General features: G+C 60.6%; 22 protein-coding genes. 10 read left to right on the top strand and 12 right to left on the bottom strand.

Going from position 1 to position 25630, the window contains the following annotated elements; all coding sequences use genetic code 11:
* Nucleotides 1-43: 43 nt before the first annotated feature.
* The 3 genes from cobA to MHM86_RS00925 all read left to right on the top strand — a co-directional run bounded on the left by cobA (nt 44) and on the right by MHM86_RS00925 (nt 3612).
* Nucleotides 44-895, top strand: coding sequence for a uroporphyrinogen-III C-methyltransferase (cobA, locus tag MHM86_RS00935; RefSeq protein WP_239194871.1), 852 nt, complete (start codon nt 44-46; stop codon nt 893-895).
* Complete coding sequence (locus MHM86_RS00930; RefSeq protein ID WP_239194869.1) at nt 892-2226, top strand: cobyrinate a,c-diamide synthase; 1335 nt, start codon at nt 892-894, stop codon at nt 2224-2226. Before cobA ends, MHM86_RS00930 begins: the two co-directional genes overlap by 4 nt.
* A 144-nt stretch (nt 2227-2370) precedes the next feature.
* On the top strand, nt 2371-3612 hold the full coding sequence (locus MHM86_RS00925) for an MFS transporter (protein WP_239194867.1): 1242 nt from the start codon (nt 2371-2373) through the stop codon (nt 3610-3612).
* A gap of 63 nt (nt 3613-3675) precedes the next feature.
* Here MHM86_RS00925 and MHM86_RS00920 read toward each other — a convergent pair whose 3' ends face one another.
* From MHM86_RS00920 to MHM86_RS00895, 6 genes are all read right to left on the bottom strand, one after another.
* Entirely contained in the window at nt 3676-4449 is a 774-nt protein-coding gene (locus MHM86_RS00920) for a squalene/phytoene synthase family protein (protein WP_239194865.1), read from the bottom strand.
* Nucleotides 4450-4452: 3 nt separating this feature from the next.
* Nucleotides 4453-6069 carry a citramalate synthase gene (gene cimA, locus MHM86_RS00915; protein ID WP_239194863.1) on the bottom strand — a complete coding sequence of 539 codons (1617 nt, stop codon included), beginning with the start codon at nt 6067-6069 and terminating at the stop codon, nt 4453-4455.
* A gap of 125 nt (nt 6070-6194) precedes the next feature.
* Complete coding sequence (gene cysS, locus MHM86_RS00910; RefSeq protein ID WP_239194861.1) at nt 6195-7586, bottom strand: cysteine--tRNA ligase; 1392 nt, start codon at nt 7584-7586, stop codon at nt 6195-6197.
* 294 nt (nt 7587-7880) lie between these two features.
* A complete protein-coding gene (locus tag MHM86_RS00905) occupies nt 7881-8846 on the bottom strand; it encodes a DUF3179 domain-containing protein (RefSeq protein ID WP_239194859.1) in 966 nt (321 codons plus the stop codon).
* Nucleotides 8847-8982: 136 nt separating this feature from the next.
* Nucleotides 8983-9531 carry a peptidylprolyl isomerase gene (locus tag MHM86_RS00900; protein ID WP_239194857.1) on the bottom strand — a complete coding sequence of 183 codons (549 nt, stop codon included), beginning with the start codon at nt 9529-9531 and terminating at the stop codon, nt 8983-8985.
* Complete coding sequence (locus MHM86_RS00895) at nt 9524-10030, bottom strand: peptidylprolyl isomerase (protein WP_239194855.1); 507 nt, start codon at nt 10028-10030, stop codon at nt 9524-9526. Before MHM86_RS00895 ends, MHM86_RS00900 begins: the two co-directional genes overlap by 8 nt.
* A gap of 153 nt (nt 10031-10183) precedes the next feature.
* Between MHM86_RS00895 and pgk the strand changes: the two genes are divergently transcribed.
* Nucleotides 10184-11368 (top strand): phosphoglycerate kinase, encoded by a 1185-nt coding sequence (gene pgk, locus MHM86_RS00890; protein ID WP_239194851.1) that lies wholly within the window; start codon nt 10184-10186, stop codon nt 11366-11368.
* A gap of 280 nt (nt 11369-11648) precedes the next feature.
* The gene (locus MHM86_RS00885) at nt 11649-12542 is read left to right on the top strand and encodes a fructose bisphosphate aldolase (RefSeq protein ID WP_239194848.1); all 894 of its coding nucleotides are present in this window, start codon (nt 11649-11651) and stop codon (nt 12540-12542) included.
* Between the two features lie 119 nt (nt 12543-12661).
* Here the strand turns inward: MHM86_RS00885 and MHM86_RS00880 are convergent, their stop codons facing one another.
* Nucleotides 12662-13198: a hypothetical protein gene (locus tag MHM86_RS00880; RefSeq protein WP_239194845.1), complete on the bottom strand. Its 537-nt coding sequence runs from the start codon at nt 13196-13198 to the stop codon at nt 12662-12664.
* Between the two features lie 330 nt (nt 13199-13528).
* Here MHM86_RS00880 and MHM86_RS00875 point away from each other — a divergent pair, with 330 nt between their 5' ends.
* The 5 genes from MHM86_RS00875 (at nt 13529) to MHM86_RS00855 (ending at nt 18391) form a co-directional block, all read left to right on the top strand.
* Nucleotides 13529-14035, top strand: coding sequence for a GNAT family N-acetyltransferase (locus MHM86_RS00875; protein WP_239194842.1), 507 nt, complete (start codon nt 13529-13531; stop codon nt 14033-14035).
* A gap of 188 nt (nt 14036-14223) precedes the next feature.
* Nucleotides 14224-14523: a septum formation initiator family protein gene (locus MHM86_RS00870; RefSeq protein ID WP_239194839.1), complete on the top strand. Its 300-nt coding sequence runs from the start codon at nt 14224-14226 to the stop codon at nt 14521-14523.
* A gap of 160 nt (nt 14524-14683) precedes the next feature.
* Complete coding sequence (gene pdhA, locus MHM86_RS00865; RefSeq protein ID WP_239194836.1) at nt 14684-15673, top strand: pyruvate dehydrogenase (acetyl-transferring) E1 component subunit alpha; 990 nt, start codon at nt 14684-14686, stop codon at nt 15671-15673.
* Between the two features lie 21 nt (nt 15674-15694).
* Nucleotides 15695-17065: a pyruvate dehydrogenase complex E1 component subunit beta gene (locus MHM86_RS00860; protein ID WP_239194833.1), complete on the top strand. Its 1371-nt coding sequence runs from the start codon at nt 15695-15697 to the stop codon at nt 17063-17065.
* Nucleotides 17066-17077: 12 nt separating this feature from the next.
* Nucleotides 17078-18391 carry a pyruvate dehydrogenase complex dihydrolipoamide acetyltransferase gene (locus tag MHM86_RS00855; RefSeq protein ID WP_239194829.1) on the top strand — a complete coding sequence of 438 codons (1314 nt, stop codon included), beginning with the start codon at nt 17078-17080 and terminating at the stop codon, nt 18389-18391.
* Nucleotides 18392-18676: 285 nt separating this feature from the next.
* Here the strand turns inward: MHM86_RS00855 and cysE are convergent, their stop codons facing one another.
* The 5 genes from cysE to MHM86_RS00830 form a co-directional block, all read right to left on the bottom strand.
* Complete coding sequence (cysE, locus tag MHM86_RS00850) at nt 18677-19480, bottom strand: serine O-acetyltransferase (protein ID WP_239196862.1); 804 nt, start codon at nt 19478-19480, stop codon at nt 18677-18679.
* Nucleotides 19481-19758: 278 nt separating this feature from the next.
* The gene (locus MHM86_RS00845; protein ID WP_239194826.1) at nt 19759-23634 is read right to left on the bottom strand and encodes a glycoside hydrolase/phage tail family protein; all 3876 of its coding nucleotides are present in this window, start codon (nt 23632-23634) and stop codon (nt 19759-19761) included.
* Nucleotides 23635-23647: 13 nt separating this feature from the next.
* Nucleotides 23648-24106: an NlpC/P60 family protein gene (locus MHM86_RS00840; RefSeq protein WP_239194824.1), complete on the bottom strand. Its 459-nt coding sequence runs from the start codon at nt 24104-24106 to the stop codon at nt 23648-23650.
* The gene (locus tag MHM86_RS00835) at nt 24103-24987 is read right to left on the bottom strand and encodes a DUF2163 domain-containing protein (RefSeq protein ID WP_239194821.1); all 885 of its coding nucleotides are present in this window, start codon (nt 24985-24987) and stop codon (nt 24103-24105) included. Before MHM86_RS00835 ends, MHM86_RS00840 begins: the two co-directional genes overlap by 4 nt.
* Nucleotides 24987-25619 carry a DUF2460 domain-containing protein gene (locus MHM86_RS00830; protein ID WP_239194818.1) on the bottom strand — a complete coding sequence of 211 codons (633 nt, stop codon included), beginning with the start codon at nt 25617-25619 and terminating at the stop codon, nt 24987-24989. Before MHM86_RS00830 ends, MHM86_RS00835 begins: the two co-directional genes overlap by 1 nt.
* Nucleotides 25620-25630: the final 11 nt, after the last annotated feature.

Raw genomic sequence — 25630 nt, 5'->3', positions numbered from 1 at the left:
TTACGGACTTCACCAACGGCGCGCTTGCGGGCATATAGGGCGCATGACAGATTCACTCACCCTCCCGCAGTATGATTGGCCCACCATGGAACCTGGCTGGGTCTGGCTTTGTGGCGCGGGCCCCGGTGATCCGGGGCTGCTGACCCTGCACGCAATCAACGCGCTGCAACAGGCGGATGTGGTGATCTATGACGCACTGGTGCAGGAAACCGTGCTGCGGTGGGCGCCACAGGCGGAACATATCTACGCGGGCAAACGCGGCGGCAAACCGTCGGCGAAACAGCGCGACATCTCGCTGCGGCTGGTGGATCTGGCCAAAGAAGGCAAACGCGTGCTGCGCCTCAAGGGTGGCGATCCCTTTGTCTTTGGTCGCGGCGGCGAAGAGGCGCAGACGCTGGTCCAACAGGGCATCAACGTACGTATCATTCCTGGCATCAGCGCCGGTATCGGCGGGCTGGCCTATGCGGGCATTCCAGTGACCCACCGCGACGTGAACCAGTCGGTGACCTTCATCACCGGTCACGATCAGACCGGCGACACCCCGTCGTCGCTGAACTGGAAGGCGATCGCCGAGGGGGCGCAGGTGCTGGTCATCTACATGGGCATGAAACATGTGGATCGCATCGCCGGTGAACTGCTGGCCGCCGGTCGCCCCGCCGATGAACCCTGCGCGGTCGTCTGTTCCGCCACGACAGAGGATCAGCAGGTGCTGGAAACCACGCTGGGCAGCATGTCCGCTGACATCAAGGCATCGGGCCTGAAACCGCCCGCGATCCTGTGCATTGGCCGATCGGTGCTGATGCGGCAGGTGCTGGACTGGCAGGCGCTGACCGCAGGCGAAGTGCCGCGCAATCTGGACCCGCTGGGCCGCGGCCGCCCCGCAGAAGAGGCGTGAGCGCTGCGCCGGATATCGCGGGCCAAAGTATCGCTGGCCCCAACGTCGCGGGAAAAGGCCTGATCATCGCCGCGCCCTCCTCTGGCGCGGGCAAAACCACGCTGACTCTCGCACTGCTGCGTCTGCTGGCGCGGCAAGGCATCAACGTGCGTGGTGCTAAATCCGGTCCTGACTACATTGATCCCAAGTTTCACGAGGCCGCATCCGGCGCGCCTTGCCTGAACCTTGACGCCTGGGCGATGACACCGGGTCGTTTGCGCAGCCTTGCTGCAGGCGAAGACAGCGCTTTAATCGTTGAGGGTGCGATGGGCCTGTTTGACGGTGCCCCGCCGCAGGGCAAGGGCGCGGTGGCCGATCTGGCCCGTCTGTTTTCACTGCCCGTGGTGCTGGTGTTGGATGCGGGTCGTATGGCCGGATCCGTCGCGCCGTTGGTCGCGGGATTTGCCCGTTTTGACAGCGCCGTGCGCGTTGGTGCGGTGATCCTGAACAACGTGGGATCTGATCGTCATGAGGCAATGCTGCGCCGTGCGCTGGCCCCCCTTGGCCTGCCGGTGCTGGCGGCAATGCGCCGGAACAAGGCGCTGGTGATGCCCTCGCGCCACCTTGGCCTAGTGCAGGCTGGGGAGCGCTCGGATCTGGAGAGTTTCCTTGAGGCGGCGGCCGATGCTTTGGCGGATAGTCTGGATCAAGAGGCGCTGATGGCGCTGATGGCGCCGACACCGCAAAGGGCTTCCCTGCCGCAAACACCGCCGCGCATGATCCCGCCCGCGCAACGCATCGCGGTAGCACGCGATCAGGCCTATGCGTTTTCCTATCCGCATCTGCTGGCGGACTGGCACGCTGCAGGGGCGGAGGTCACGGCCTTCTCCCCGCTGGCGGATGAGGCGGTGCCGTCTTGTGATTTCCTGTACCTGCCCGGCGGTTATCCAGAACTGCACGCGGGCCGCCTGGCCAGCAACACGACCTTCCTCAACAGCCTCAGAAAAGCCGCACAAGACACTGTAATTTATGGTGAATGTGGCGGCTACATGACACTGGGCGAGGGGCTGATTGATGCCGAGGGCACCCGTCACCAAATGGCGGGTCTGTTGCGGTTGGAAACTTCTTTTGCCCAACGAAAACTTCACCTTGGGTACCGCGAACTTTCAGCAACCGAAGGACCGCTGCAGGGCACGTGGAAAGCGCATGAGTTTCACTATGCCACCACGCTGAAAGCCGAAGGAACGCCGCTGTTCACAGCCCAAGATGCCGAGGGTAACGCTCTGCCCGACATGGGCCTGATCGACGGAAGTGTCTATGGGTCCTTCGGTCACGTGATTGACAAAGCCTGATACGCGACCTGATAGCGGGCCTGATGGCAGCCACCTTAAATATTCCAAAATGTGCACTTTTGCACAGGTCAGTCGCAGCACCGTAGGGACCACAGCGACGTCACGACGCTTGCGGCGTTGCGGTATAGGGTTTAGCAAACCTGCATGAGTACCGCGACCACATCACCCGACCAATCTGCTCCCGAAGATAACCGCAAGGCCAAGCGCAATGTCGTTATCCTTGTGCTGGCGCAGGCCCTTTTGGGCGCGCAGATGCCGATGCTGTTCACCATTGGTGGGCTCGCGGGGCAGAGTCTGGCGTCAAACATCTGTTTCGCCACCCTGCCGATCACCATGATTGTGCTGTCCTCGATGCTATCGGCCACCCCCGTGGCGGCGGTGATGCAACGGTTTGGTCGCCGTATTGGCTTCATGATGGGCACCGGATTTGGCGCGGCGGGCGCAGCGGTCGGCGCCTATGCGCTGTCAATCTCATCCTTTCCGCTGTTTCTGGTCGGCAGTTTCCTCACCGGCACCTATATGTCGGCGCATGGGTTCTACCGCTTTGCTGCCGCAGACACCGCATCGGATGCCTACCGGCCCAAGGCGATTTCCTACGTGATGGCAGGTGGTCTGGCCGCCGCGATCATCGGCCCGCAGCTGGTGAAACTGACGTCAGACGCCTATGTCGTGCCCTTCCTTGGCGCCTATGTGGCGATTATTGCGATCAACCTGATCGGATCGCTGTTGTTCCTGTTTCTCGACATCCCCACCCCACCGAAACCCAGTGCCGATGCACCGCAGGGTCGCACGCGCTGGCAGCTGATCACCACGCCGGTGATCGCCGTGGCGGTGATCTGTGGCATGGTCTCTTATGCGCTGATGAACCTTGTAATGACCTCCACCCCGTTGGCGGTTGTGGGCTGTGGGTTCGATCAGGATAATGCCGCCGATATCGTTACAGCGCACGTGTTGGCGATGTATATTCCCAGCTTCTTCACCGGTCACCTGATTGCCCGTTTCGGCACACAGAAGATCATCGCCGCAGGTCTTGTCATCCTTGCCGGTGCCGGTGTTGTCGCCCTGCAAGGGGTGGAACTGGAAAACTTCTTCATCGCGCTGGTGCTATTGGGCATCGGCTGGAACTTTGGCTTTATCGGTGCGACCTCGCTGCTGGCGGCATCGCATACGGTAGAGGAACGCGGCCGCATGCAGGGCCTCAACGACCTGCTGGTGTTCGGTGGTGTGACACTGGCATCACTGGCGTCCGGCGGTTTGATGAACTGTTCTGGCGGCGAGGCGGCCGTGGGCTGGGCTGCGGTCAATATCGCCATGGCACCCTTCCTGATGCTGGCCGGTGGCGCGCTGATCTGGCTGATGTTCCAACCCAAGGATGAGCTGGCGTGAGAGAGCTAGATGAAACGCAGCACGCGTTGGCTCCTCACAATCAGGCGCAGCCCTTCGCGCACCTCACCAACGCCCGCTGACACTGCGCCACATCAGGCCAAACCGCTTCGCCGCCTCTGACGGCAGCAGTGCCTCCTCCAGAACCGCCATCGGGTTTTCCACCACGCGTTTCAGCACCGGACCAGCCAACCAACCGGCCAAGAGCACCGGCGCCGCATCGCGGTGAATATCGCCGCGCCGCCGCCGCGCCCGCGCCAGCCGTTCCAGCCCCCCGGCGGCCAAGGCTTGCACCGCCTCTGGCCGACCGTCCAGCAATGGCACACGGCCTGACTGTTCCAGCGCGGGAATGGCACGCAGGAAATTGGCCAGCCCCTGCGCATAGCCCAGATCACGCACCACAGACGCATCCCCACCACCAAGCGTATTCACCGCCACCTGCAACAGGTTGGACGAGGTGTCCTGCAAATAGCTTTCAAAATCCGCAGCGTCCTCAAAGGGATCCTTGTAGATGTCCCAGCGCCGCGCCGCACACAGTTGATCCATCAACCCAGCCTGATCCGCTGGCAACACCTCAGCCAAGGCCGCCGTCACCTCTGACCCGCGCGGACGCTTGCCCTGCCCCAGCGCCTCAAAGGCATCGCGCCACCATTGCAGGCGCATTTCTGCAATCATCTCTTCCTGCGTCACCCAAGGGGCGCGCGCAATCTCCACATTCGCCGCATAAAGCGCAAACAGCAGATCGCGCGTTGCCACAGGTGCAGCCATGACGGCCATAAACCGATCAGGATCGCCGCGCAGCACCAGATCGGCGCAAGCGATGAAATCCGCCTCGGCCATCGCTTAACCCGCCTCGCAGCGCAGGAGTTTCCAGTTGATCGCATCCAGCAGCGCATCAAACGACGCATCAACGATGTTGGCCGAGACACCAACGGTAGACCACCGCTGCCCCTCACCATCCTCACTGTCGATGATGACGCGCGTCACAGCCTCGGTTCCGCCTTGGGTGATCCGCACCTTGAAATCAACCAGACGCATATCGGCCAGCGCCTCAGAATAGCGCCCCAGATCCTTCGCCAGCGCTTTGGCCAATGCGTTTACCGGACCACGATCGCTGCCAGTGTCGTCCAAAGATTCCGAGACGGAGAGTTTCTTTTCCCCGTCCACTTTCACAACGACCACGGCCTCGGACAGGGAAACCATCTCGTTATACTTGTTCTTGCGCCGCTCGACGGTGACCTTGTAGCGCTTCACCTCAAAAAACGCAGGCAGTTCGCCCAGTTCCTGACGCGCCAGCAGCTCAAAACTCGCCTGTGCGCTATCGTAGGTGTAACCTTCCGCCTCGCGCGTTTTGATCACCTCAAGGATACGCCCCAATGCAGGATTATCTGCCTCAACCGCGATACCCGCATCCGTCAGACGGCGGCGCAGGTTGGATTGACCGGCCTGATTGGACATCGGAATGATCCGCGCGTTGCCGACGCTGGCGGGGTCAATATGTTCGTAGGTTGAGGGATCTTTGAGGATCGCACTGGCATGCAGCCCCGATTTATGCGCAAAAGCCGAAGCGCCCACATAGGCCGCCTGCCGATGCGGCACGCGATTAAGGATATCATCCAACAGGCGCGACGCCTTCACCAGACCGGTCAACGCCTCACGGGTGATGCCGATGTCAAACTGACTGGCATAAGGTTCCTTCAGCAACAGCGTGGCGATCAGCGTGGTCAGATTGGCATTTCCGCAACGCTCTCCCAAGCCGTTCAGCGTGCCTTGGATCTGCCGTGCCCCCGCATCGACGGCGGCCAAGGATCCCGCAACGGCATTTTCGGTGTCATTATGGGTGTGGATTGCCACGTGATCGCCGGGAATGCCCGATGCAATAACTGCACGGACGATATCGCCTACCTCTTGTGGCAATGTACCGCCATTGGTGTCACACAGCACCACCCAACGCGCGCCCGCGGTATAGGCGGCATGGATCGCCTCCAGTGCGTATTCAGGATTGGCCTTGTAACCGTCAAAGAAGTGCTCGGCGTCAAACAGCGCCTCACGCTCTGCCTTCACGATATGTTCGATCGAACGCGCGATGTTTTCGGTGTTCTCCGCCAGCGTGATCCCCAGCGCGGTTTCCACGTGGAAGTCATGGCTCTTGCCCACCAAACAGACTGAGGATGTGCCCGCGTTCATCACACCCGCCAGAACCTCATCGTTTTCAGCAGACCGGCCGGCGCGTTTGGTCATGCCAAAGGCAGTAAAGTGCGCCTTCAGCTTCGGCTTGTCTTCAAAAAACTCGCTGTCAGTGGGGTTTGCACCGGGCCAACCACCTTCGATGTAGTCCACCCCCAATTCATCCAGCGCCTGCGCGATCTGGTGCTTTTCCGCGGTGGAAAACTGCACCCCCTGCGTCTGCTGTCCATCGCGCAATGTGGTGTCGTAGATGTAAAGGCGTTCTTTGCTCATGTGTCTGGCTCTTTAGCTTGTTCGGGCAGCGCCCGGCCCGGGGTGGGCGTGAAGCGCCCGCCCATGGGGGCGGGTCGGGCGCTGCCCGGACAAGCCCGGGCGGGTTCTTGCAATCAGCGTTCGGTTTAAAGCCCTTCCAGCTTCGCTGCGTCAAATCCGGCACCGGGCAGCAGTTCCACCCCAGCCTTACTCATCCGCACTTCGACACCGGCCGCCATCAACGCCGATTTCAGCGCATCCACAGGGGCGAAGTCTTTGGTTTCCATTGCGGTCGCGCGTAGACCTGCCAGCTTATCAGCCAAACCACTCAAATCCACGTCACCGCTGCTGACCCAATCGCCCATCTCATCCGAGAGCAGCCCCAACAACGCAGCCGATGCTTTCAACATCCCCGCATCGCCTGCGCCCGCAATCCGGTGCAGTTCGGTAATGGCCCCAGCGGTGTTCAGATCATCTGCCAGCGCAGCAACCACCTCTTCAGACGGTGCGGATGCCGGGACACCCTCGACCAAGCGGCGCCATTTCAACAGCGTTGCCTCCGCCTCGGCGCGCTTCTTCTCGGTCCAGTCCATCGGCTTACCGTAGTGCGTCGACAGAAAGACAAAGCGGATCACCTCACCGGCCACGCCCTGATCCAAGAGATCGCGCACGGTGAAGAAGTTGCCCAGCGATTTGGACATCTTCTTGCCCTCAACCTGCAGCATCTCATTGTGCATCCAGAACCGGGCAAAATCGCCATGCGGGTGGGCACAGCAGCTTTGCGCGATCTCATTTTCATGGTGCGGGAACTGCAGGTCGTTGCCGCCGCCGTGAATGTCGAAGGACGCACCCAGCAGCTCATAGGACATGGCCGAACATTCAATGTGCCAGCCCGGGCGCCCCCGGCCCCACGGGCTGTCCCAACCGGGCAGATCATCGGTGGAGGGTTTCCACAACACAAAATCCATCGCGTTCTTCTTGTAAGGCGCCACCTCAACCCGCGCGCCGGCGATCATGTCATCAACGGACCGGCCCGACAGGGCGCCATACGCGCTATAGCTTTCGACCGAAAACAGCACGTGACCTTCGGCGGCATAGGCATGCCCCTTGGCGATCAGATCCTCGATCATCGCGATCATCTGCGCGATATATTCTGTGGCCCGCGGCATGTGGTTGGGCTCAATCGCGCCAAGCGCGCCCATGTCTTTCAGATACCAATCAATCGTCTCATTGGACCGTTCGGTGACCAGCTCTTCCAGCGTGCCTGCCGCGCCTGCCTCTTTGCGGGCCAGCGCGGTTGCGTTGATCTTGTCATCCACATCGGTAAAGTTACGCGCATAAGTCACGTGTTCCGCACCATAGACGTGACGCAGCAGACGGTAGAGCGTGTCAAAGACGATGACGGGCCGCGCATTGCCCAGATGGGCGCGGTCATAGACCGTGGGGCCACAGACATACATCCGCACGTTTTCGGGGTCGATCGGGGTAAAGACCTCTTTCGACCGGGTCTTGGAATTGTGCAGTTTAATCTCAGTCATAGCGTCCTCACAGGCACCCATCTTCGCTGTCAGCGGGCTTAGCAAGATCAACCGATGTTTGGAAGATAAAGAACAACCCGCCTGAGCAACCTCAGCAGGTAATAATGCCGCAGATAATGGTGCAGGTCATTGTGTTCATATGGGTGTGATAGCGGCGCGGGCGGCGGCGCGCAATGGAAATGTCGTGGACGGGGATAACGGGTAAAGGGGCGCAGCCCCCTTCTTTGCTGCGCAAATTCATCCCCCGGGATATTTGAGATACACAGAAGCCGCTTTTCAATAGTCTTCAAACACTCAGTTCACCATCCATCTGCCATCTGGCCAAAACGCATGAAAGGCAAAGGCGAACATCACATCATGGGCCACATCCCTGCCCTGCCCGTCGCGCACGCGGATCGCGCCAACCGCGCGGCCCTGTCCAATGGCGGCGGTGTCGAGGGCGGAAGCCTGTTCATCCTCCCAGCTGATCGTGACGCCATTTTCCGTCACCGCCCCCTCATCACGCAGCCGGTCAAAGGTCCATGCCGCGTCGCCAACCCGCACCACCCGCATCAGGGGCGCGATGCCGTGAGGTGGGTTTTCACCGCTATAGAGGAATGGGCGATGAGAGCTGTCGTAGCTGCGATACGGGTTTTGCCCATAGGCGCGGGGGAAATCAGGTTCTGCCATCACCAGACCATCAGGATGCGCGGTGCGGAAGGCGGACCAGCTTTCCATCCAGACCGGCAGTTGTGTCAGCTCCCGCCCCGTCAGGTCGCCAACGATGGCGGTGCCAAGCGCCTGTTGCCACCAGCTTTCCGTTTCGCGGTCATACATCACCATATCCGAATGGCGCAGTTTACCCGAGACACCAAATGTCAGCTCGCCCTCAGCCACGCGGCGATCGAACACGATGGCCGAATTGCACAAGGGGCAGTAAGTCACCGCGACGGGCGTGTCACCGATGCGGTCATTCACGATCTCATGCCACATCAGATAGCGCAGCGGATAGGCGCGCGCAGGCTGCCCGTCCAGCGCAACAGTAATCACGCTTTCCCTTGGTGCCAGCGTGGTGTCTTCGCCCTGCGCCATGAACTGCGGATCATCAATCGCCGGAATGCCATCTTTGGACGGACCACCCGACAGGATCTGCGCCCAGTTCTCCACAGTGGTGTTATCGAAATTGGTCCTCGGCCATTCATAGCGCCAGAAACTGGGGTCTGCGGCCGCAGGCAGCGTCAGGCCGAGGGTAACAGTCAGGGCAGTCAGTAGGCGTTTCATGGGGGATCCTCCTCAGTCCGACTGTGGCGGAGGTTGCCGGTTCTGGGAAGCGCCCCCACGGGGATGTGATGCCTGCGCAAAACAAAACCCCGACGCAGGCGCATCGGGGTTTCGTCTTTTCACAGCTGCAAACAGCTTACTCTGTCACAGTGACCTTTTTCATCACATCCGGCTGGCCCAGAACGGCACCACCACGGCCCGCGCCGCGCTTGATGGCATCGACCACATCCATGCCTGCGGTCACTTCACCCACAACGGTGTATTGGCCGTTCAGGTGCGGTGCTGGTGCAAACATGATGAAGAACTGAGAGTTCGCCGAATCCGGGCTCTGGCTGCGGGCCATGCCGACCACGCCACGTTCGAAGCTTTGATCCGAAAACTCTGCCTTCAGATCAGGACGTTCAGATCCGCCGCGACCGGCCAGACGCATATCGCCCCCCATCACGCCAAATTCCACATCACCAGTTTGTGCCATGAAGCCCTCGATCACGCGGTGGAAGACCACGTTGTCATAGGCGCCCTCGGTTGCCAGTTCAGTGATCTGGGCGACGTGACCGGGCGCCACATCTTCGAACAGATCAATGGCGATGGTGCCCTTGGCCTCACCCTCAACCTCGATGGTGATACCGGCAGCGGCGACGGGGCCTGCTACCAGAACCAGTGCTGCTGCCAGTGCCTTATGCATCGGCGGCAACCTTCACGCTGATCATGCGGTCAGGGTTCGCGGGCGGTTCACCACGCACGATCGCGTCAACATGTTCCATGCCAGAGGTGACCTGACCGTAAACGGTGTATTGACCGTTCAGGAAGTTGTTGTCGCTGAAGTTGATGAAGAACTGCGAGTTGGCGGAGTTCGGGTTCATCGAACGTGCCGCACCAAGCGAGCCACGGGCGTGCGGGATCTTGGAAAATTCGGCAGGCAGATCAGGCAGATCGGACCCACCGGTGCCTGCGCGGCCGGGGTTGTAGTCTGTTTCCATGTTGGCGTGCTGAACGTCGCCGGTCTGGGCCATGAAACCGTCGATCACACGGTGGAAGGCGACGTTGTCGTATTTACCTGCGCGCGCCAGCTCTTTCATCCGCTCAACGTGTTTGGGGGCAACGTCGGGCAGCAGCTCGATAACAACGGTGCCACCCTTCAGTTCCATCAGGATGGTGTTTTCGGGATCTTTATACTCGGCCATCTGGGCCTCCTGTTGGTCAAAACTTGTCTGATATCTATGCTGCCTGCCGCCAATTGCCAACCCAATTGAACCGCATGAGGTTGACCTGACGGCGATACCGCGCCATGAACCGCGCCGACAGCTTGGCATATTTTTGTATTTGGAGCACGGGACATGGCCTGGAAAACCCTCGACGATATGGATCTTAACGGCAAACGCGTGCTGGTGCGCGTGGATATCAACGTGCCGGTGGCCGATGGTATCGTGACCGACGCGACCCGCATCGAACGGATCGTGCCCACTGTGAATGATATTCTGGCAAAGGGTGGCAAACCGCTGCTGATCGCCCACTTTGGTCGCCCCAAGGGCAAGGTTGTGCTGGACATGTCGCTGCGTGTGGCCCTGCCTGCGCTTGAAGAGGCCCTTGGCCGTTCTGTTGCCTTCATCGAAACGCTGGAAGGCGCCGAAACCCCGACCGCCGAAGTTGAAGCCGCCGAAGTGGCGCTCTTGGAGAATATCCGCTTCCACCCCGGTGAGGAAAAGAATGACCCGGATTTTGCCGCCCGTCTGGCGAAGCTGGGCGATGTGTTCTGCTCGGACGCGTTTTCCGCTGCCCACCGTGCGCACGCCTCGACCGAGGGTCTGGCCCACCATATGCCCGCCTGCGCTGGCCGTTTGATGCAGGCTGAACTGGAGGCTCTGGAAGGCGCGCTGGGTCAGCCGGTGCGCCCGGTTGTGGCTGTTGTTGGCGGCGCCAAAGTGTCCACCAAGCTGGAGCTCTTGGGCAATCTGGTGGAAAAGGTCGACCATCTGGTGATCGGTGGCGGCATGGCCAACACCTTCCTTGCCGCCCAAGGCATCGATGTGGGCAAATCCCTATGCGAACACGACATGACCGACACCGCGTCGGACATCCTGACCAAAGCCTCCGCCGCCGGCTGTGACATCGTGCTGCCCGCCGACGTGGTTGTGGCCGGTGAGTTCAAAGCGAACGCCGAAAACACCGTTGTCGCCAATGACGCCTGCCCTGCGGATCAGATGATCCTGGATGCTGGCCCTGCTGCTGTCGAAAAAATCGCAACCATTCTGGACGGCGCGAAAACCCTGATCTGGAACGGCCCGCTGGGCGCGTTTGAGATCGAACCGTTTGATACAGCCACCAACGCCGCCGCGCAAAAAGCGGCCACGCTGTCCAAGGCTGGCACCCTGACCTCCGTGGCGGGCGGCGGTGACACAGTTGCAGCCCTGAACCAAGCAGGCGCGGCAGCGGATTTCACCTACATCTCCACCGCAGGCGGTGCCTTCCTTGAATGGATGGAGGGCAAAACCCTGCCCGGCGTTGCCGCGCTGCAGGGCTAAGCGGCAGGGCTATGCGCAAGACGTCGAACAGGTGGGCGCGGATCCTTGCCGCCCCACCCGCACGTCACCCGCCTATCCCCCGACAAAACCCGCGACATTTTCAGGGCATTCTGCTAGGAACCGCGTTGTTTAACGCATTGACTTACCACAGTGGCCTGAAACTTTCCCATCGTTAGCGCCACCAAGATTGCCAGTCCGGCACGCCTCGCTTATTTGCAGCGCAGACATATGGGGCGCGCGCACCCAACAGACCACCTAATTTATACGCAGGACCACACCTATGACCAACCAGACCCAAAGTGAACTGATCGGCACCGGCAACGGCTTTATCGCGGCTCTGGACCAATCCGGCGGCTCCACCCCGAAGGCGCTGCGCCTCTACGGCGTGACCGAAGATGCCTATTCCTCCGAAGAAGAGATGTTCGGCATCATCCACGACATGCGCGCCCGCATCATCAAATCCGCGGCCTTCAATGGCGACCGCGTGCTGGGCGCGATCCTGTTTGAACGCACCATGGACGGCGACATCGACGGCAAACCCACCGCCACCTACCTGTGGGAAGACTGCCAGGTTGTGCCCTTCCTGAAGGTCGACAAAGGTCTGGCGGATGAGCAAGACGGCGTGCAAATCCTGAAGCCGATGCCCGAACTGGACGCTCTGCTGGCCAAAGCCGTATCCAAAGGCATCTACGGCACGAAAATGCGTTCGGTCATCAACGCCGCCTCGCCCGAAGGCATCAAAGCCGTTGTTGCCCAGCAGTTTGAGATCGGCAAACAGATCCTCGCCGCGGGCCTGATGCCGATCATCGAACCTGAGGTCACCATCACCATCGCCGACAAAGCCGAAGCCGAGGACATCCTGCTGGCCGAGATCAAGGCGCAACTGGACGCGCTGGCGGACGATCAGCAAGTGATGCTGAAACTGACCCTGCCCGAGGCCGCCAACACCTACAAACCGCTGGCCGACCACCCCCGCGTCCTGCGCATGGTCGCCCTGTCCGGTGGCTATGAGCGTGACGAAGCCAACAGCCGTCTGGCCGCCAACACCGGCATGATCGCGTCGTTCTCGCGCGCGCTGACCGAAAGCCTGTCGGCCCAGCAAAGCGACGATGAATTCGACGCCGCCCTGAACGCATCGGTCCAGTCGATCTACGACGCTTCGGTTGCAGGCTAAATCTCAAGCGACACGAATTAAGAAAGGCGCCTCCGAATGGGGGCGCCTTTTTTATTAAGATCTTCAACATGTTCAAGCCGATCCTGACGGAGCAGAACACCAAGCAGTTATTGAGTGCGTCACTCTTTCTCGGCATCCTTCATCTCTTGCATCAGCTTTTTCGCTTCTTCTCGGATTTCCTCTTTACGCGCGACCTCAGCCGCTTCAGCTGCTGCTTGGCGCTCAAGTTCTTCGCGTTGCGCCATCATTTCTTGGGCTTCCATTTGTCCAAGCGCAAACATGTTTTCGTTTCGGACGTAGATCAAACCAATGGGTGCCAAAACCGGTAAGAAGAAACCCGCTAGTGCATACTTCACCAACTTAAGAAGAATAAAAATATGCCCCTCAAAGACCAACATATTCCCCCCCATCAGGAATCCGAGCGACTTTTCAATCGCGTAGACCGCATAAGGTATCAAAAGAAAGGCTAGTACAGCGTAACCAATCAACACAACAAATGTCAGCGTATCGGACGAGGTCAGCCAATAGTCTTGGACGGATAGCAGAGCCATCAAAGCACCAAAACCGCCGGGTATGATCCCAAACAGACGATACCTCCAAACAATCGATGCGCGCATCGAAAATGTACCAAACGGATTCATAGGATCGAATGCCATCTTCTATTCCCCTTTTGAATTAATAATTTTTCAAGGAATTCACCCTATGCGATTCCGGTCAAGTGTTTGTTCTTTTTCGGAGGGCTTGGGGAAATTAAGATCAAACATATAATTATTAAAATAGTCTTTTTCTGACAGATTTGCTCGAAACCAAAGGGACACACCAAAACCCTGGGACACAAAACTGACAGGAATCAAGCTTTCCTAACCCCACAAAGCCCAACCAAAACGTAACACCCCATTCCATCGCCCACCGCAATCGTCCCGCGTTGACTTCTGCCTCTGACCCCGCAGACTCCCCGTCGAAGACCACAACGCCGAGTGCCAGCCATGATCATCCGCCCCGCCCTGCCCGCTGACGCCGCTTTGATCGCGGAGATTTATAATCATGCGGTGCTGAACACCGTGGCGATCCTCAACAACGACACAGTCGATGCCGCCAACCGCGCCGCATGGATGGAGGTGCGGCAGGCGGACGGTCTGCCGGTGCTGGTCGCCGAAAGCGACGGTCAGGTCATTGGCTACGCCTCTTACGGGCCATGGCGGCCTTTTGACGGGTTTCGCGAAACGGTGGAGCATTCCGTCTATGTGCGCGACGGCCAGCGTGGGCGCGGTGTCGGGCGGCAGTTGATGCAGGCGCTCATCAATCACGCCCGCGCCAAAGACCTGCATATCATGGTGGCGGGTATCACCGCTGGCAACGAGGCCTCGATCAAATTGCATCAATCCCTCGGCTTTCAGATCACCGCCCAGATGCCCGAGGTCGGGCAGAAATTCGGCCAGTGGCTGGACCTCATCTTCCTGCAGTTGCGCCTTGATCCACGTGACAAACCTTAACGCAGCCCTCTTTTGCGGATCCCACCCCCCGCGATCCGTCGCTTTTCAACAACAAAACCGTAGTTTTCCACAGAAAACACCACTCTCTTTTGGCTAGGGGGATACACAGGCCGAATCACCTGTGGCATAGTTCTGCCACCACCCGTCAGAGGTGGATCACCGCATGTGCGGGTAAGAGAGGCAGCAGAATGCAGCGCAGCAAGCGACGCAGTATTGGCATTTGGATCTACTTTGCTCTGGCCTTTTTGGCCGGTTCCTATTTCACCTTTGCCGCCGTGCAGGGGGATTCAGGTGTGTTCCGCCGGGCCGAGATCATCGCCGAAAGCGAAACTCTGCAGCGTGAACTTGCCGTACTAGAGACAGAAGTCGCCCGCATGGAAAACCTGACCCGCCGCCTGTCTGACGATTACCTTGATCTTGACCTGCTGGACGAACAGGCACGCGACGTGCTGGGCCTGATGCGCAGCGACGAAATTGTCATCCGCTAACTGCGGCCTTCCCTAAAAATACCGTCATTTTTACCGTTGTCAGAAAGCGCCTTTCTGCCAAAGTTCCGTTGCGACACATTAATCCTCGCCACAGCGCAGAAAATACTTTATGAAGTAGTTTAACACTAAACTATTTAGCTATTAGGGGGAGCCCGCCACGATGGCTGCTAGAAAAAGCACAAAGAAACCAAACGTTTCTGCTGACGAGCTGAAAGGCTACTACCGCGACATGCTGCTGATCCGCCGATTCGAGGAAAAGGCAGGTCAATTGTACGGCATGGGTCTGATCGGTGGCTTCTGTCACCTCTACATCGGTCAGGAAGCGGTTGTTGTCGGCCTTGAGGCTGCGGCCAAAGAAGGCGACAAGCGTATCACCTCCTACCGCGATCACGGCCATATGCTGGCCTGTGGCATGGACCCGAACGGCGTAATGGCCGAGCTGACGGGGCGCGAAGGCGGATATTCCAAGGGCAAAGGCGGCTCCATGCACATGTTCTCGAAAGAGAAACATTTCTATGGCGGCCACGGCATCGTTGGGGCACAGGTGCCCTTGGGTGCTGGTCTGGCGTTTTCCGACAAATACCGTGGCAATGACAATGTGACCTTCGCCTACTTCGGCGATGGCGCGGCGAACCAGGGTCAGGTCTATGAAACCTTCAACATGGCCGCTATCTGGGATCTGCCGGTGATCTTCGTCATCGAAAACAACCAGTACGCCATGGGCACCGCGCAGGCGCGTTCCACCTCCACCGCCGACATCTACACCCGTGGCGAACCCTTTGGCATTCCCGGTGAAATCGTCGATGGCATGGACGTGCTGGCGGTGAAAGCGGCCTCTGAGAAAGCTGTCGCCCACTGCCGCGCGGGCAACGGCCCCTATATCCTAGAGGTCAAAACCTACCGCTACCGTGGCCACTCCATGTCGGACCCGGCGAAATACCGCACCCGCGAAGAAGTGCAGAAAATGCGCGACGAACGCGACCCGATCGAACAGGTCCGTGACATGCTGCTGACCGGCAAACACGCGACAGAGGATGATCTGAAAGCGATCGACAAAGAGATCAAAGCGATCGTCAACGCCTCCGCAGAATTCGCCAAGACCAGCCCGGAACCCGCGCTCGAAGAGCTGTGGACCGACATTTACGCCTAATTCGTTGAGGAGACACAGATAATGGCAACCGAAATCCTGATGCCCGCCCTGTCCCCCACGATGGAGGAGGGCACGCTGGCCAAATGGCTGGTCAAAGAAGGCGACACCGTCAACTCCGGCGATATTCTGGCCGAGATTGAAACCGACAAAGCCACCATGGAATTTGAAGCGGTAGACGAAGGCGTGATCGGCAAGATCCTGATTGCAGAAGGCAGCGAAGGCGTGAAGGTAAACACCCCCATCGCCGTGCTGATCGAAGAAGGCGAAAGCGCTGATGACATCGCAGCACCCGCCACTGCCCCCGTGGCCGAGGCCGCACCCGCACCGGCCGCAGCGCCCGCACCTGCCGCCCCAGCAGCCCCCATCGCGCAACCCGCCGACCTGACGCCGGACTGGCCCGCAGGCACGCCGATGAAACAACAGACCGTACGCGAAGCGATCCGTGACGCTATGGCAGAGGAAATGCGCGGCGATGAAAACGTCTTCCTCATGGGCGAAGAGGTCGCTGAATATCAGGGCGCCTATAAGGTGTCGCAGGGTCTCTTGGACGAATTCGGATCCAAACGGGTGATCGACACCCCGATCACCGAACACGGTTTTGCCGGTATCGCCACTGGCGCAGCCTTCGGCGGCCTGCGCCCGATTGTCGAGTTCATGACCTTCAACTTCGCCATGCAGGCGATTGACCAGATCATCAACTCCGCCGCCAAGACGCTCTATATGTCCGGCGGTCAGATGGGGGCGCCGATGGTGTTCCGTGGCCCGAACGGCGCCGCCGCCCGCGTCGGCGCGCAGCACAGCCAGGACTACGCCGCATGGTACGCGCAGATCCCCGGCCTGAAGGTCGCGATGCCCTATTCGGCCGCCGACGCCAAAGGTCTGATGAAAACCGCGATCCGTGACAACAACCCGGTGATCTTCCTTGAAAACGAAATCCTCTACGGCCGCTCGTTCGACGTGCCCGAGATGGATGATTTCACCGTGCCCTTTGGCAAGGCCCGCATCTGGCGCGAAGGCTCTGACGTGACGCTGGTGTCCTTCGGCATCGGCATGCAATACGCACTGGAAGCGGCGGACAAACTGGCCGAGGAAGGTATCTCGGCCGAGGTGATCGACCTGCGCACCCTGCGCCCGATCGACTATGACACCGTGCTGAATTCGGTCATGAAAACAAACCGTTGCGTCACGATCGAGGAAGGTTTCCCTGTCGCCTCCATCGGCAACCACCTGTCGGCCACCATCATGGAACGCGCGTTCGATTATCTGGATGCCCCAGTGATCAACTGCACCGGCAAGGATGTTCCCATGCCCTACGCCGCCAACCTTGAACGTCACGCGCTGATCACCACCGACGAGGTGATCGCCGCCGTGAAACAAGTGACCTATCGCTGAGGAGTTTGAAACATGCCTATTGAAATCCTCATGCCCGCCCTCTCCCCCACAATGGAGGAAGGCACGCTGGCCAAATGGCTGGTCAAAGAAGGGGACACCGTGTCCTCCGGTGATCTGATCGCCGAGATTGAAACCGACAAAGCCACGATGGAGTTTGAAGCCGTCGACGAAGGCGTTGTTGGCAAGATCGTCATCGCCGAAGGCTCCGAAGGGGTGGCGGTCAACACGGTGATCGCGGTGCTGCTCGAAGACGGTGAAAGCGCAGATGACATCGGATCCAGCGCGCCTGCGGCCCCTGCCGCAGCTGCGGCTGAGGCGGCTCCAGTCGCCGTCGAAGCGGCAGCTCCCGCTGCTGCCCCCGCCCCTGCGGCCGCCACCGCAACAGATGGCACCCGCATCTTTGCCTCGCCTCTGGCGCGTCGCATTGCGGCGGACAAGGGCCTTGATCTGGCGACCCTGACCGGGTCCGGCCCCCGTGGCCGCATCGTGAAGGCCGACGTCGAAGGCGCCACTGCCGCACCAGCGCCTGCGCCCGCAGCCGCAGCCGCAGCCGCCGCACCGGCCAAAACAGCCGCACCGGCAGCCGCGCCCACCGGTCCGTCGACCGAGGCTGTGGTCAAAATGTACGACGGTCGCGATTACGAAGAGGTCACGCTGGATGGCATGCGCAAAACCATCGCCGCCCGCCTGTCCGAGGCCAAGCAAACCATCCCGCATTTCTACCTGCGGCGTGACATCAAACTGGACGCGCTGCTGAAATTCCGCAGCCAGTTGAACAAACAGCTGGACGCGCGCGGCGTGAAACTGTCGGTCAACGATTTCATCATCAAGGCTGTTGCGAACGCGCTGCAAGCCGTGCCCGAGGCGAACGCCGTCTGGGCCGGTGATCGCGTGTTGCAGATGAAAGCATCCGACGTGGCCGTCGCCGTGGCAATTGAGGGCGGCTTGTTCACCCCTGTTCTGCAAGACGCTGATATGAAATCACTTTCTGCGCTTTCCGGCGAGATGAAGGATCTGGCGTCCCGCGCCCGTGACCGCAAACTGGCACCGCATGAATATCAGGGCGGCAGCTTTGCGATCTCTAACCTCGGGATGTTTGGCATCGACAATTTCGACGCCATCGTGAACCCACCCCACGCAGGCATTCTGGCGGTGGGCGCGGGCGTGAAGAAACCCGTTGTGGGTGAGGACGGCGAACTGACCGTGGCGACCGTGATGTCGGTCACCATGTCGGTTGACCACCGCGTCATCGACGGCGCCGTGGGCGCGAACCTGCTGGCGGCGATTGTCGAGAACCTTGAAAATCCGCTGACCATGCTGGCGTAAGCTGCAGGCCGAGTGCGCTAAGAAAGCCCCGATGAGAATCGGGGCTTTTTTGTTGCGCCGGATCGCGCCCGGCCCCGAGGGCGGCTTAAAACACGCGATTTACGATCAATAACGCACCGACGTTTCAGCATGTCCAGCAGACGCAAATCGCGCCCACCCATCAAACCGCAGGTTTGTCTCCGACAAGACGGGGACGGGGTCGGGCGCGATCCGGAGATGTCTCCTAAAAACAAACCCCGCAGCGTCTCCGCCACGGGGGTCCAAATCTCAATTCACAGCCAGCGCTTACTGTCCCAGCAGCTGATCCATACTGACCGAGGGCTGCGAACAGCCCGCTTCGCCCACCACTTTGGCCGGCACACCAGCCACGGTGCTCTTGCACGGCACCTCATGCAGGACAACAGACCCAGCCGCGATGCGGGAGCAATCACCAACCTTGATGTTGCCCAGCACCTTGGCCCCTGCGCCGATCAGCACGCCATTGCCAATTTTCGGGTGGCGGTCCTCTTCTTCCTTGCCGGTGCCGCCCAGCGTCACCGAATGCAGCATCGACACGTTGTCGCCCACCACAGCGGTTTCCCCGATGACAATGGAATGGGCGTGGTCGATCATGATCCCCTTGCCGATCCGGGCGGCGGGGTGAATGTCGATGCCGAACATCTCTGACACCCGCATCTGGAAGAAATAGGCCATATCCTTGCGGCCCGCGTTCCACAGCCAATGGCCGATGCGATAGGCCTGAAGGGCCTGAAATCCCTTGAAGAACATCATCGGCTGCAGATAGCGGTGACAGGCGGGGTCGCGTTCACGCACCGCCACCAGATCCGCACGCGCCGCCATCGACAGTGACGGGTCGGCGGCATAGGCGGCATCTGCAATCTCGCGGATCAACTGCTCCGACATCTCGGCAGAGGCGAGTTTTACCGCAACGCGATAGGCCAGCGCTGCTTCGACGCTGTCATGGTGCAGAATACTGGAGTGGATCAGACCGCCAAACAGCGGCTCTTCGGCAATGGCGACCTCGGCTTCCTGTCGGATCTGCGACCAGACGGGATCAACCTGGGTCAGGATTTTACGGGTTTCGGCCATGTGTTCTGCCATCCTTGTGCTCGTAAGAGTACGGTGAATATAGCAGATAGAACGGATTGGCAAAATGCAAATCCGTGACGGGGGGTATCACACGCAGAACGGGCGGCGTCGGCCTCAATAAAGAACACAACGCGGGCAAAGCCCGTGCCCCCCTGGGAAGCCGTGTGTCCTCTATTTGCTGATGTTACTTGGGCTGAGAGGCCTCAGCAGACACCACTGCAGCACATGTTTTGCCTTCCCAAGGTCAGGCGCACCACAGACTCCGCCAATCTGGCCTCTCACCCCCACGCAACACGCGCCGCCGCCCCTGCGCCATAACTAGCCGAGATCTGCCGCACCTCCACCACACGTCCCGCAATTCCGCCATCCGCCGCCTGATCGGCCACCGTATAAATCCACTCAGGCGCCTCAACCACCACCTCGCGCAGCACCGTGCCCCCCTCCAGAACCCGCAGCAGATACTGCTCCCGCTCCTCACCCAGAGGCACGTCCAGCGCTTCCCAGCTGTCGCCATCAATCCGTGTGCGGCGGATCCAGCGTAGCGTCAGATCGCCGCCCGCGGCCTCGGCGCTCAGATGCACCGGTGCAAGGGGGCGCAGTCCACGCCCCGCAAAGGCATGGACCGCATGCACGAAGCTGGGATCATCATAGCCCCGCCGCGCCGGACCAATACGGAAATGCTGTGCCAGCCCACGGGTGTTCGCCGCCAGCCCCAACTGCTGCGCTGTGCCGTCCAACAGCACGACATAGCTTCCCACCGGCCAAATTTGCGGCATCTCCACCTCGGTTCCCTGTTGCCCACGCAACAGCCCGCGCAGGTGATAGCGTGGGCCAAATTCGCCTGTCGCCACCAGATTTGCATTGGTGAACTGCGCCACCTCCCAACCATCCGGCGTACCGTCGCCGATCGCCACCACATTGCCTCCGGCCAACACCTCGGCTGGCGACCGCGCCTCCAGATGACCGCTCAGCAGATCCAGCTGCATCAGCGCGCTATGATCCCATAACCCCACCGGTCCGCGCGCGAGCGGCGCAGTCAGAACACCCACCGTGCTGCGCTGTGAGACCTCCGCAAGCAGCGTATAATCTGCATCCTGACCACTATGATATGCCGCCACCGTACCGGGCCACGGATCGCCGGTGACCGCCAGATGGGGCGCATGTGGCACCTCATCCCCGCGCAGCAAAGGCAGGTCCAGAAACAACGGCAGAACCGGCACTGGCGCCGCAAAGGGCGCGGGCGGCACCAGCGCATCCTCCAACGGCAAGGGCGCATAAAGCGTCGGGTCCACCTCCACCGCCTCAATCAGCTGTTCGGCGCCGTATTCCACCTGCTCCACCCGGTAGCTGGCCCCCTCATAGGACAAGACATCCCCTGCCCCGATCTCCAGCCTTGAGGGGGGCAAAGACAGGCGCAAACGACCACGGGACAACCGCGCTTCTGCCAGCCAGCGTTCGACCGTGTGGCGTCCCTCGGCCCGGGTCAGCGACAGGGGCAGCTCTGACGCCGCAACGGCTTGCGTCGCCTCATCCGGCAGAACGCTTTCTTCAGCGGCCACCTCATAATCCGCTCCTGCGGTGACGAAACGCAGACGCAGGCGGCCAGCCATCTCGCTATTGCCTGCACGCGATTTTTCGGCACTGCCCTCCAGCGCCTCGTTGCGGGCCAGTTGGGCCTCGCTCAGCGCAAACTGCACCTCAGCACCGCGATTGCGGAAGGTCAGAACGCCGTCCCGCTCCACCGCGTCAAAGCCGTGTTGCAACATCAACGGCTGCAACGCTGCACGCCCGTCGCCCAAGTGATCGCGCAAATAGCCCCGCACCACGCCATGCAGCGCAGATGTCTCGATCCGCGTCAGCCCCGCCTCAAAACACATCTCGCGCACCACAGACGCAAGCGATCGGTTGGCACCGCGCCCGTTCAGCCAATGCCCGCGCGCGTAATTGTCGCCATCCGACCACAGGTCCAGATGACGCGGAAAAACCGGATAGGGCCGCGTGTCCCACGCCCAGACAAAGGCGCGCGACATATCCAGCATCGGCGCACCATATTCATCGGACACCGGGTTATGCGCAGGATCAGACCAATAGCCAAGCATCGCGCGCAGGTACTGCATTTGCATCAGATCATCGCGCCCACCGGTGGAGAAATAGGGCAGCGCAGACTCGGATGATTTCGGATCCAGAAACTTGTTCGGTTGGTTGCTGCCTTTGTCGATGGCGGCGCAGCCCAACTCGGTAAACCAGATCGGTTTTGACTGCGGCACCCAGTCAGTGGGCTGAGCCTGTCGCACGCCCCCCACGCGCTCGTGATGCGCGTTAGACCACCAACCGCGCAGATCCTTGGCGCGGTACACCCAATTCTCCCCATAGGCGCCATCAGTGATCGGACTGCGGTCCTGCACGTCACGGGCGGCGGGGCTGGCGTAGTACCAGTCAAACATCTCCCCACCTTCGATATTGGCACGCAGGTAATCAACGTTGTGAATCGCGCCCCAATGGGCATCCACGTGATCCGCACCCTCGCGCCAGTCCGACAGCGGCAGGTAGTTGTCGATACCGATAAAGTCGATGTTGTCATCCGCCCACAGGGGATCGAGGTGAAACAGCACATCCCCCGATCCATCCTGCGGCTGAAACCCGAAGTATTCCGACCAATCCGCCGCATAGCCAAGCTTCACCTCAGGCCCGAGCAGCATGCGCGCCTCAGCCGCAAGCCTGCGCAAGGCGGCGACGAAAGGAAAACTGCCGTCAGACCCGCGCAACTGCGTCAGACTGCGCATTTCCGATCCAATGCAGAAGCTATCAACGCCCCCCGCCGCCGCACACAGCGCCGCGTTGTGCAGGATGAAACGGCTGTAGGACCACTCGGCTGGGCCATTATAACGGACCTGTCCGTCTATCACGGTGAAATCGCTGGCCTGCGCAGTGCCAACAAACTGCGCCACATCGCCAGCGGCCTGCGTGGGATCGCCGGTAATGCGTCCGCGCCACGGCAAATGCGGTTGGCCGGTGTTGCCCGTCCATGGATTGGGCAGATCATTGCCCTGCATCTGCGTCATCAGGATGAAGGGGTAAAACATCACCGCCTGACCTGCGGCCTTCAACGCGGCAATACCTTGGAGGACCGACGCATCGCAGGGCGTGCCGCCATAGATCGCACGACCCTCCTCCTGCGGCACCACCTCTGCCGCCCCCCGACTGATGCCACTGACCCCCCAAGGCATGCCGTCGGCATCCCCCGTCGGCCCCTCGACCATCGGACGCAAGCGACAGTGGCCGGCACGCAGATCATCGCCGAACCAGCTGACAATCAGCGAGGTGGCGGATACCTCCGGCAACTCAACCGCCAGAAGATCAAGGGAGGCTTCTATGTCACTCTGCCCATTCACTGAATTCACATTCGCCACCCGCTTTCGCGCCGGTCCATCCGCAATCACCGCGCGCTCTGTTGCCAGAGCATATTCACCGCTGCCAGGCATCAACGCGACGGCCTGAACAGCATGCGCAGGCTCCGCATCCGCACTATCATCATAGGTGAAGTCAGGGCGCAGCACCTCGAAGTTCAGCTGCGGTACGCGGTTGCCGAAGGCGGATAGATCCAGATCCTCAATCACCACATAGGCGGTGCCGCGATAGGCTGGCACCTGGCCGGATCCCTCTACGGCCTCGATCAAGGGGTCGGGCAATTGGTCATCGGTCCCATTGTAGACCCGCACTGTCAGATCGTGTGGGGAAATCTCCACCCCATCAGCCCAGATGCGGGCAATGCCGCCGATCACCCCCTCGCACAGTGCCAGGGCCAGACTGACGCTGTAGCTATAACTGCGCACCGTTGGCCGCGGGCTGCCTTTGCCGCCGCGATTGGTGGTGACATGTTCGCTGAACTGACTGGCCCAAATGACGGAACCGCCGATCCGTATTCGGCCATAGACCTGCGGTATCATCGTTCCTTCGGACGCGCGGGTGAGGCGCAGTTGGTCGATGCGGCCGTTTTCTACCGTTTGACTGCCCCCCATCAGACGCTGATCAATCGCGCGGCCCAAGGTGGCCCCGATGGCACGGCCCACAACAAGCGAAGAGAGACCAAAGGCCGTGCCGCCCAATGCGCCGCCAACAGCCGCCCCCGCCGCAGATAAGAGAATGGTTGCCATGTGCAGTCCCCCTTCAGGTTTCGTTAGTAATCAGTGCAGGCCATTGAAACCGCGCTACAATCCGGCGTTGCCAGGGCGCAGTCAGCATAGTTTCGACGACGCCATGACCGCTGTAGGCATGAATAAATTTAGCATGTGGGGTGTGGGCGGATTGCACGCCTAAATGCTTTGCCACCGCGCCCCGGCGCATGCGAAACAGCACCACATCACCAACCGCCGCCGTCTCAAGCGGTTTCACGATCAAATGACGGGCCGCAGCCTGCCACAGCGCCTCTGCCCCTGTCGCCTCATCCCAGTCACGGCTGTAGGCTGGGGGCACTTCAGGCTCCGCACCCAACACCTCGCGCCACAGACCACGAATGAGGCCCAGACAATCGCACCCCGCCCCCCGCGCGCTGGCCTGATGGCGATAGGGCGTGCCGATCCAGCCGCGCGCAGCGGTGAGGATCCGCTCAGGCACTGGCGCGCTCATCGCCGTGAGCCGCCGCTGTTCTGCCCCGCCTGCGCGGGATGCGCCATCAGCCAGTCATCACCGGGCATATCGGGGAAACCTTGGTAATTCAGCACGTTATTAAACTTCAACCGACAGGTCTGAAACGCCTTGTCGCAGCCTGCGGTCAGCGTCACCTGATCACCAGACTGAAGCCCGCCTTTCAACGGCTCCCACAGGGTGATCAGCCGCCCCCCCTCTTCAGCCTCATCCCCCTTCACGGCAACCAAGGCGCCTGCCGCTGCGCCGGTAACAACCCGCAGGTGGCCTCGCTGAAACCACCCCGCTTCAAATCCGTTAAGCGGCGCAAAGCGCAGAGCACTGCCACTCTCCACCTCCCTCACCGCAGCCGTCACCGAATACCCCGCCGCCGCCGTATCGAACCGACAGCGCTGATCTCCCAGCACGGCCGCGCATGGCGCAATAAAGCTGCGCCCGAGCGGCGTGTTCAGCTGATCGGTCAGCCCGCGCAACTCCACCCGAAAGGCGCCGCCAGCGCGTTCCAGATCGCCAAAATGCCCCTGAAACAGCACTGCACGCTGACTGACATCCGTCCAGTTGACCAACCAGCAGGTAACGGCGGCACCATCATAGCGCCCCGCCTCAATATCCGCGTCACTGACCTGCGCGGCACTTAAACCACCCAGAGCCTCGGCATTGTCAATCGACAGGCCCGTGGCCTGTTGCAAGGTACTGGCGCTAAGGCCAGTGTCAGCCAGAAAGGTCACCCCGCCAAAGCGCAAGGCGCGATCGTGATCGGTAAAGCCCAACGTGACCCCGTCACGGCGGATAACACGCCAGCAGCGGCACAGCGTGGTGACGCCTGTGCTGAGGTGATCTGCCATATGATCCGGTAACTGCATCAGACCCGTACCTCCACCACTGGCACATCGGGCACATCGCCCGCCTGAAACGACGCGACCGAGGCGCGGATATGATCGGTGTCAAAACGCACAGGCACGTCAAATTCAAATCCCGCCGTGACCTCGGCCCCGGCGTTCGGAGCCTCATTGAGGGTGACAATGCCGGTCGCCACATCCAGATCGAACTGCGCCCCTTCGCGCATGGTCACGCCATCAACCGCAACAACAACCGTGCCCGCCACCGGTTTGGTGATCGGACGCAAATAGCTGTGGTCGCCTGATCGGTAGGTCTTGGCCAATTGAAAGCGTCGTGCGGTGCCATCGCCCGTCCCCAGAACCTGATCCACTGGCGTTAGATCGGCGGACGGCAGCGCAGATTTATAGTCCCCCCAATCCTTCCATCGAAAGCCGAAGAGCTGACCTTGGCGGGCCTCAAAAAACGCCACCAATGCCGCCACATCGTCCAGCGATCGCAGGCCCAACCCCGCATCATAACGCCGTCGCGAATGGGCCCAGGGGGTGTTTCTCTCTTCAAACCCGTTGGTGAGTGTCACCACATCCGTACGCCGTTCCGGCCCGCCTATCGCACCGAAGCTGAGGGTTTCTGGAAAGCGCTCTTCGTGAAAATTCATAGGCTTATCCT

The organism is Thalassobius sp. Cn5-15 (assembly GCF_022347685.1).
Lineage (GTDB): Bacteria > Pseudomonadota > Alphaproteobacteria > Rhodobacterales > Rhodobacteraceae > Thalassobius.
This window is presented reverse-complemented; position numbering and strand designations above follow the sequence as displayed.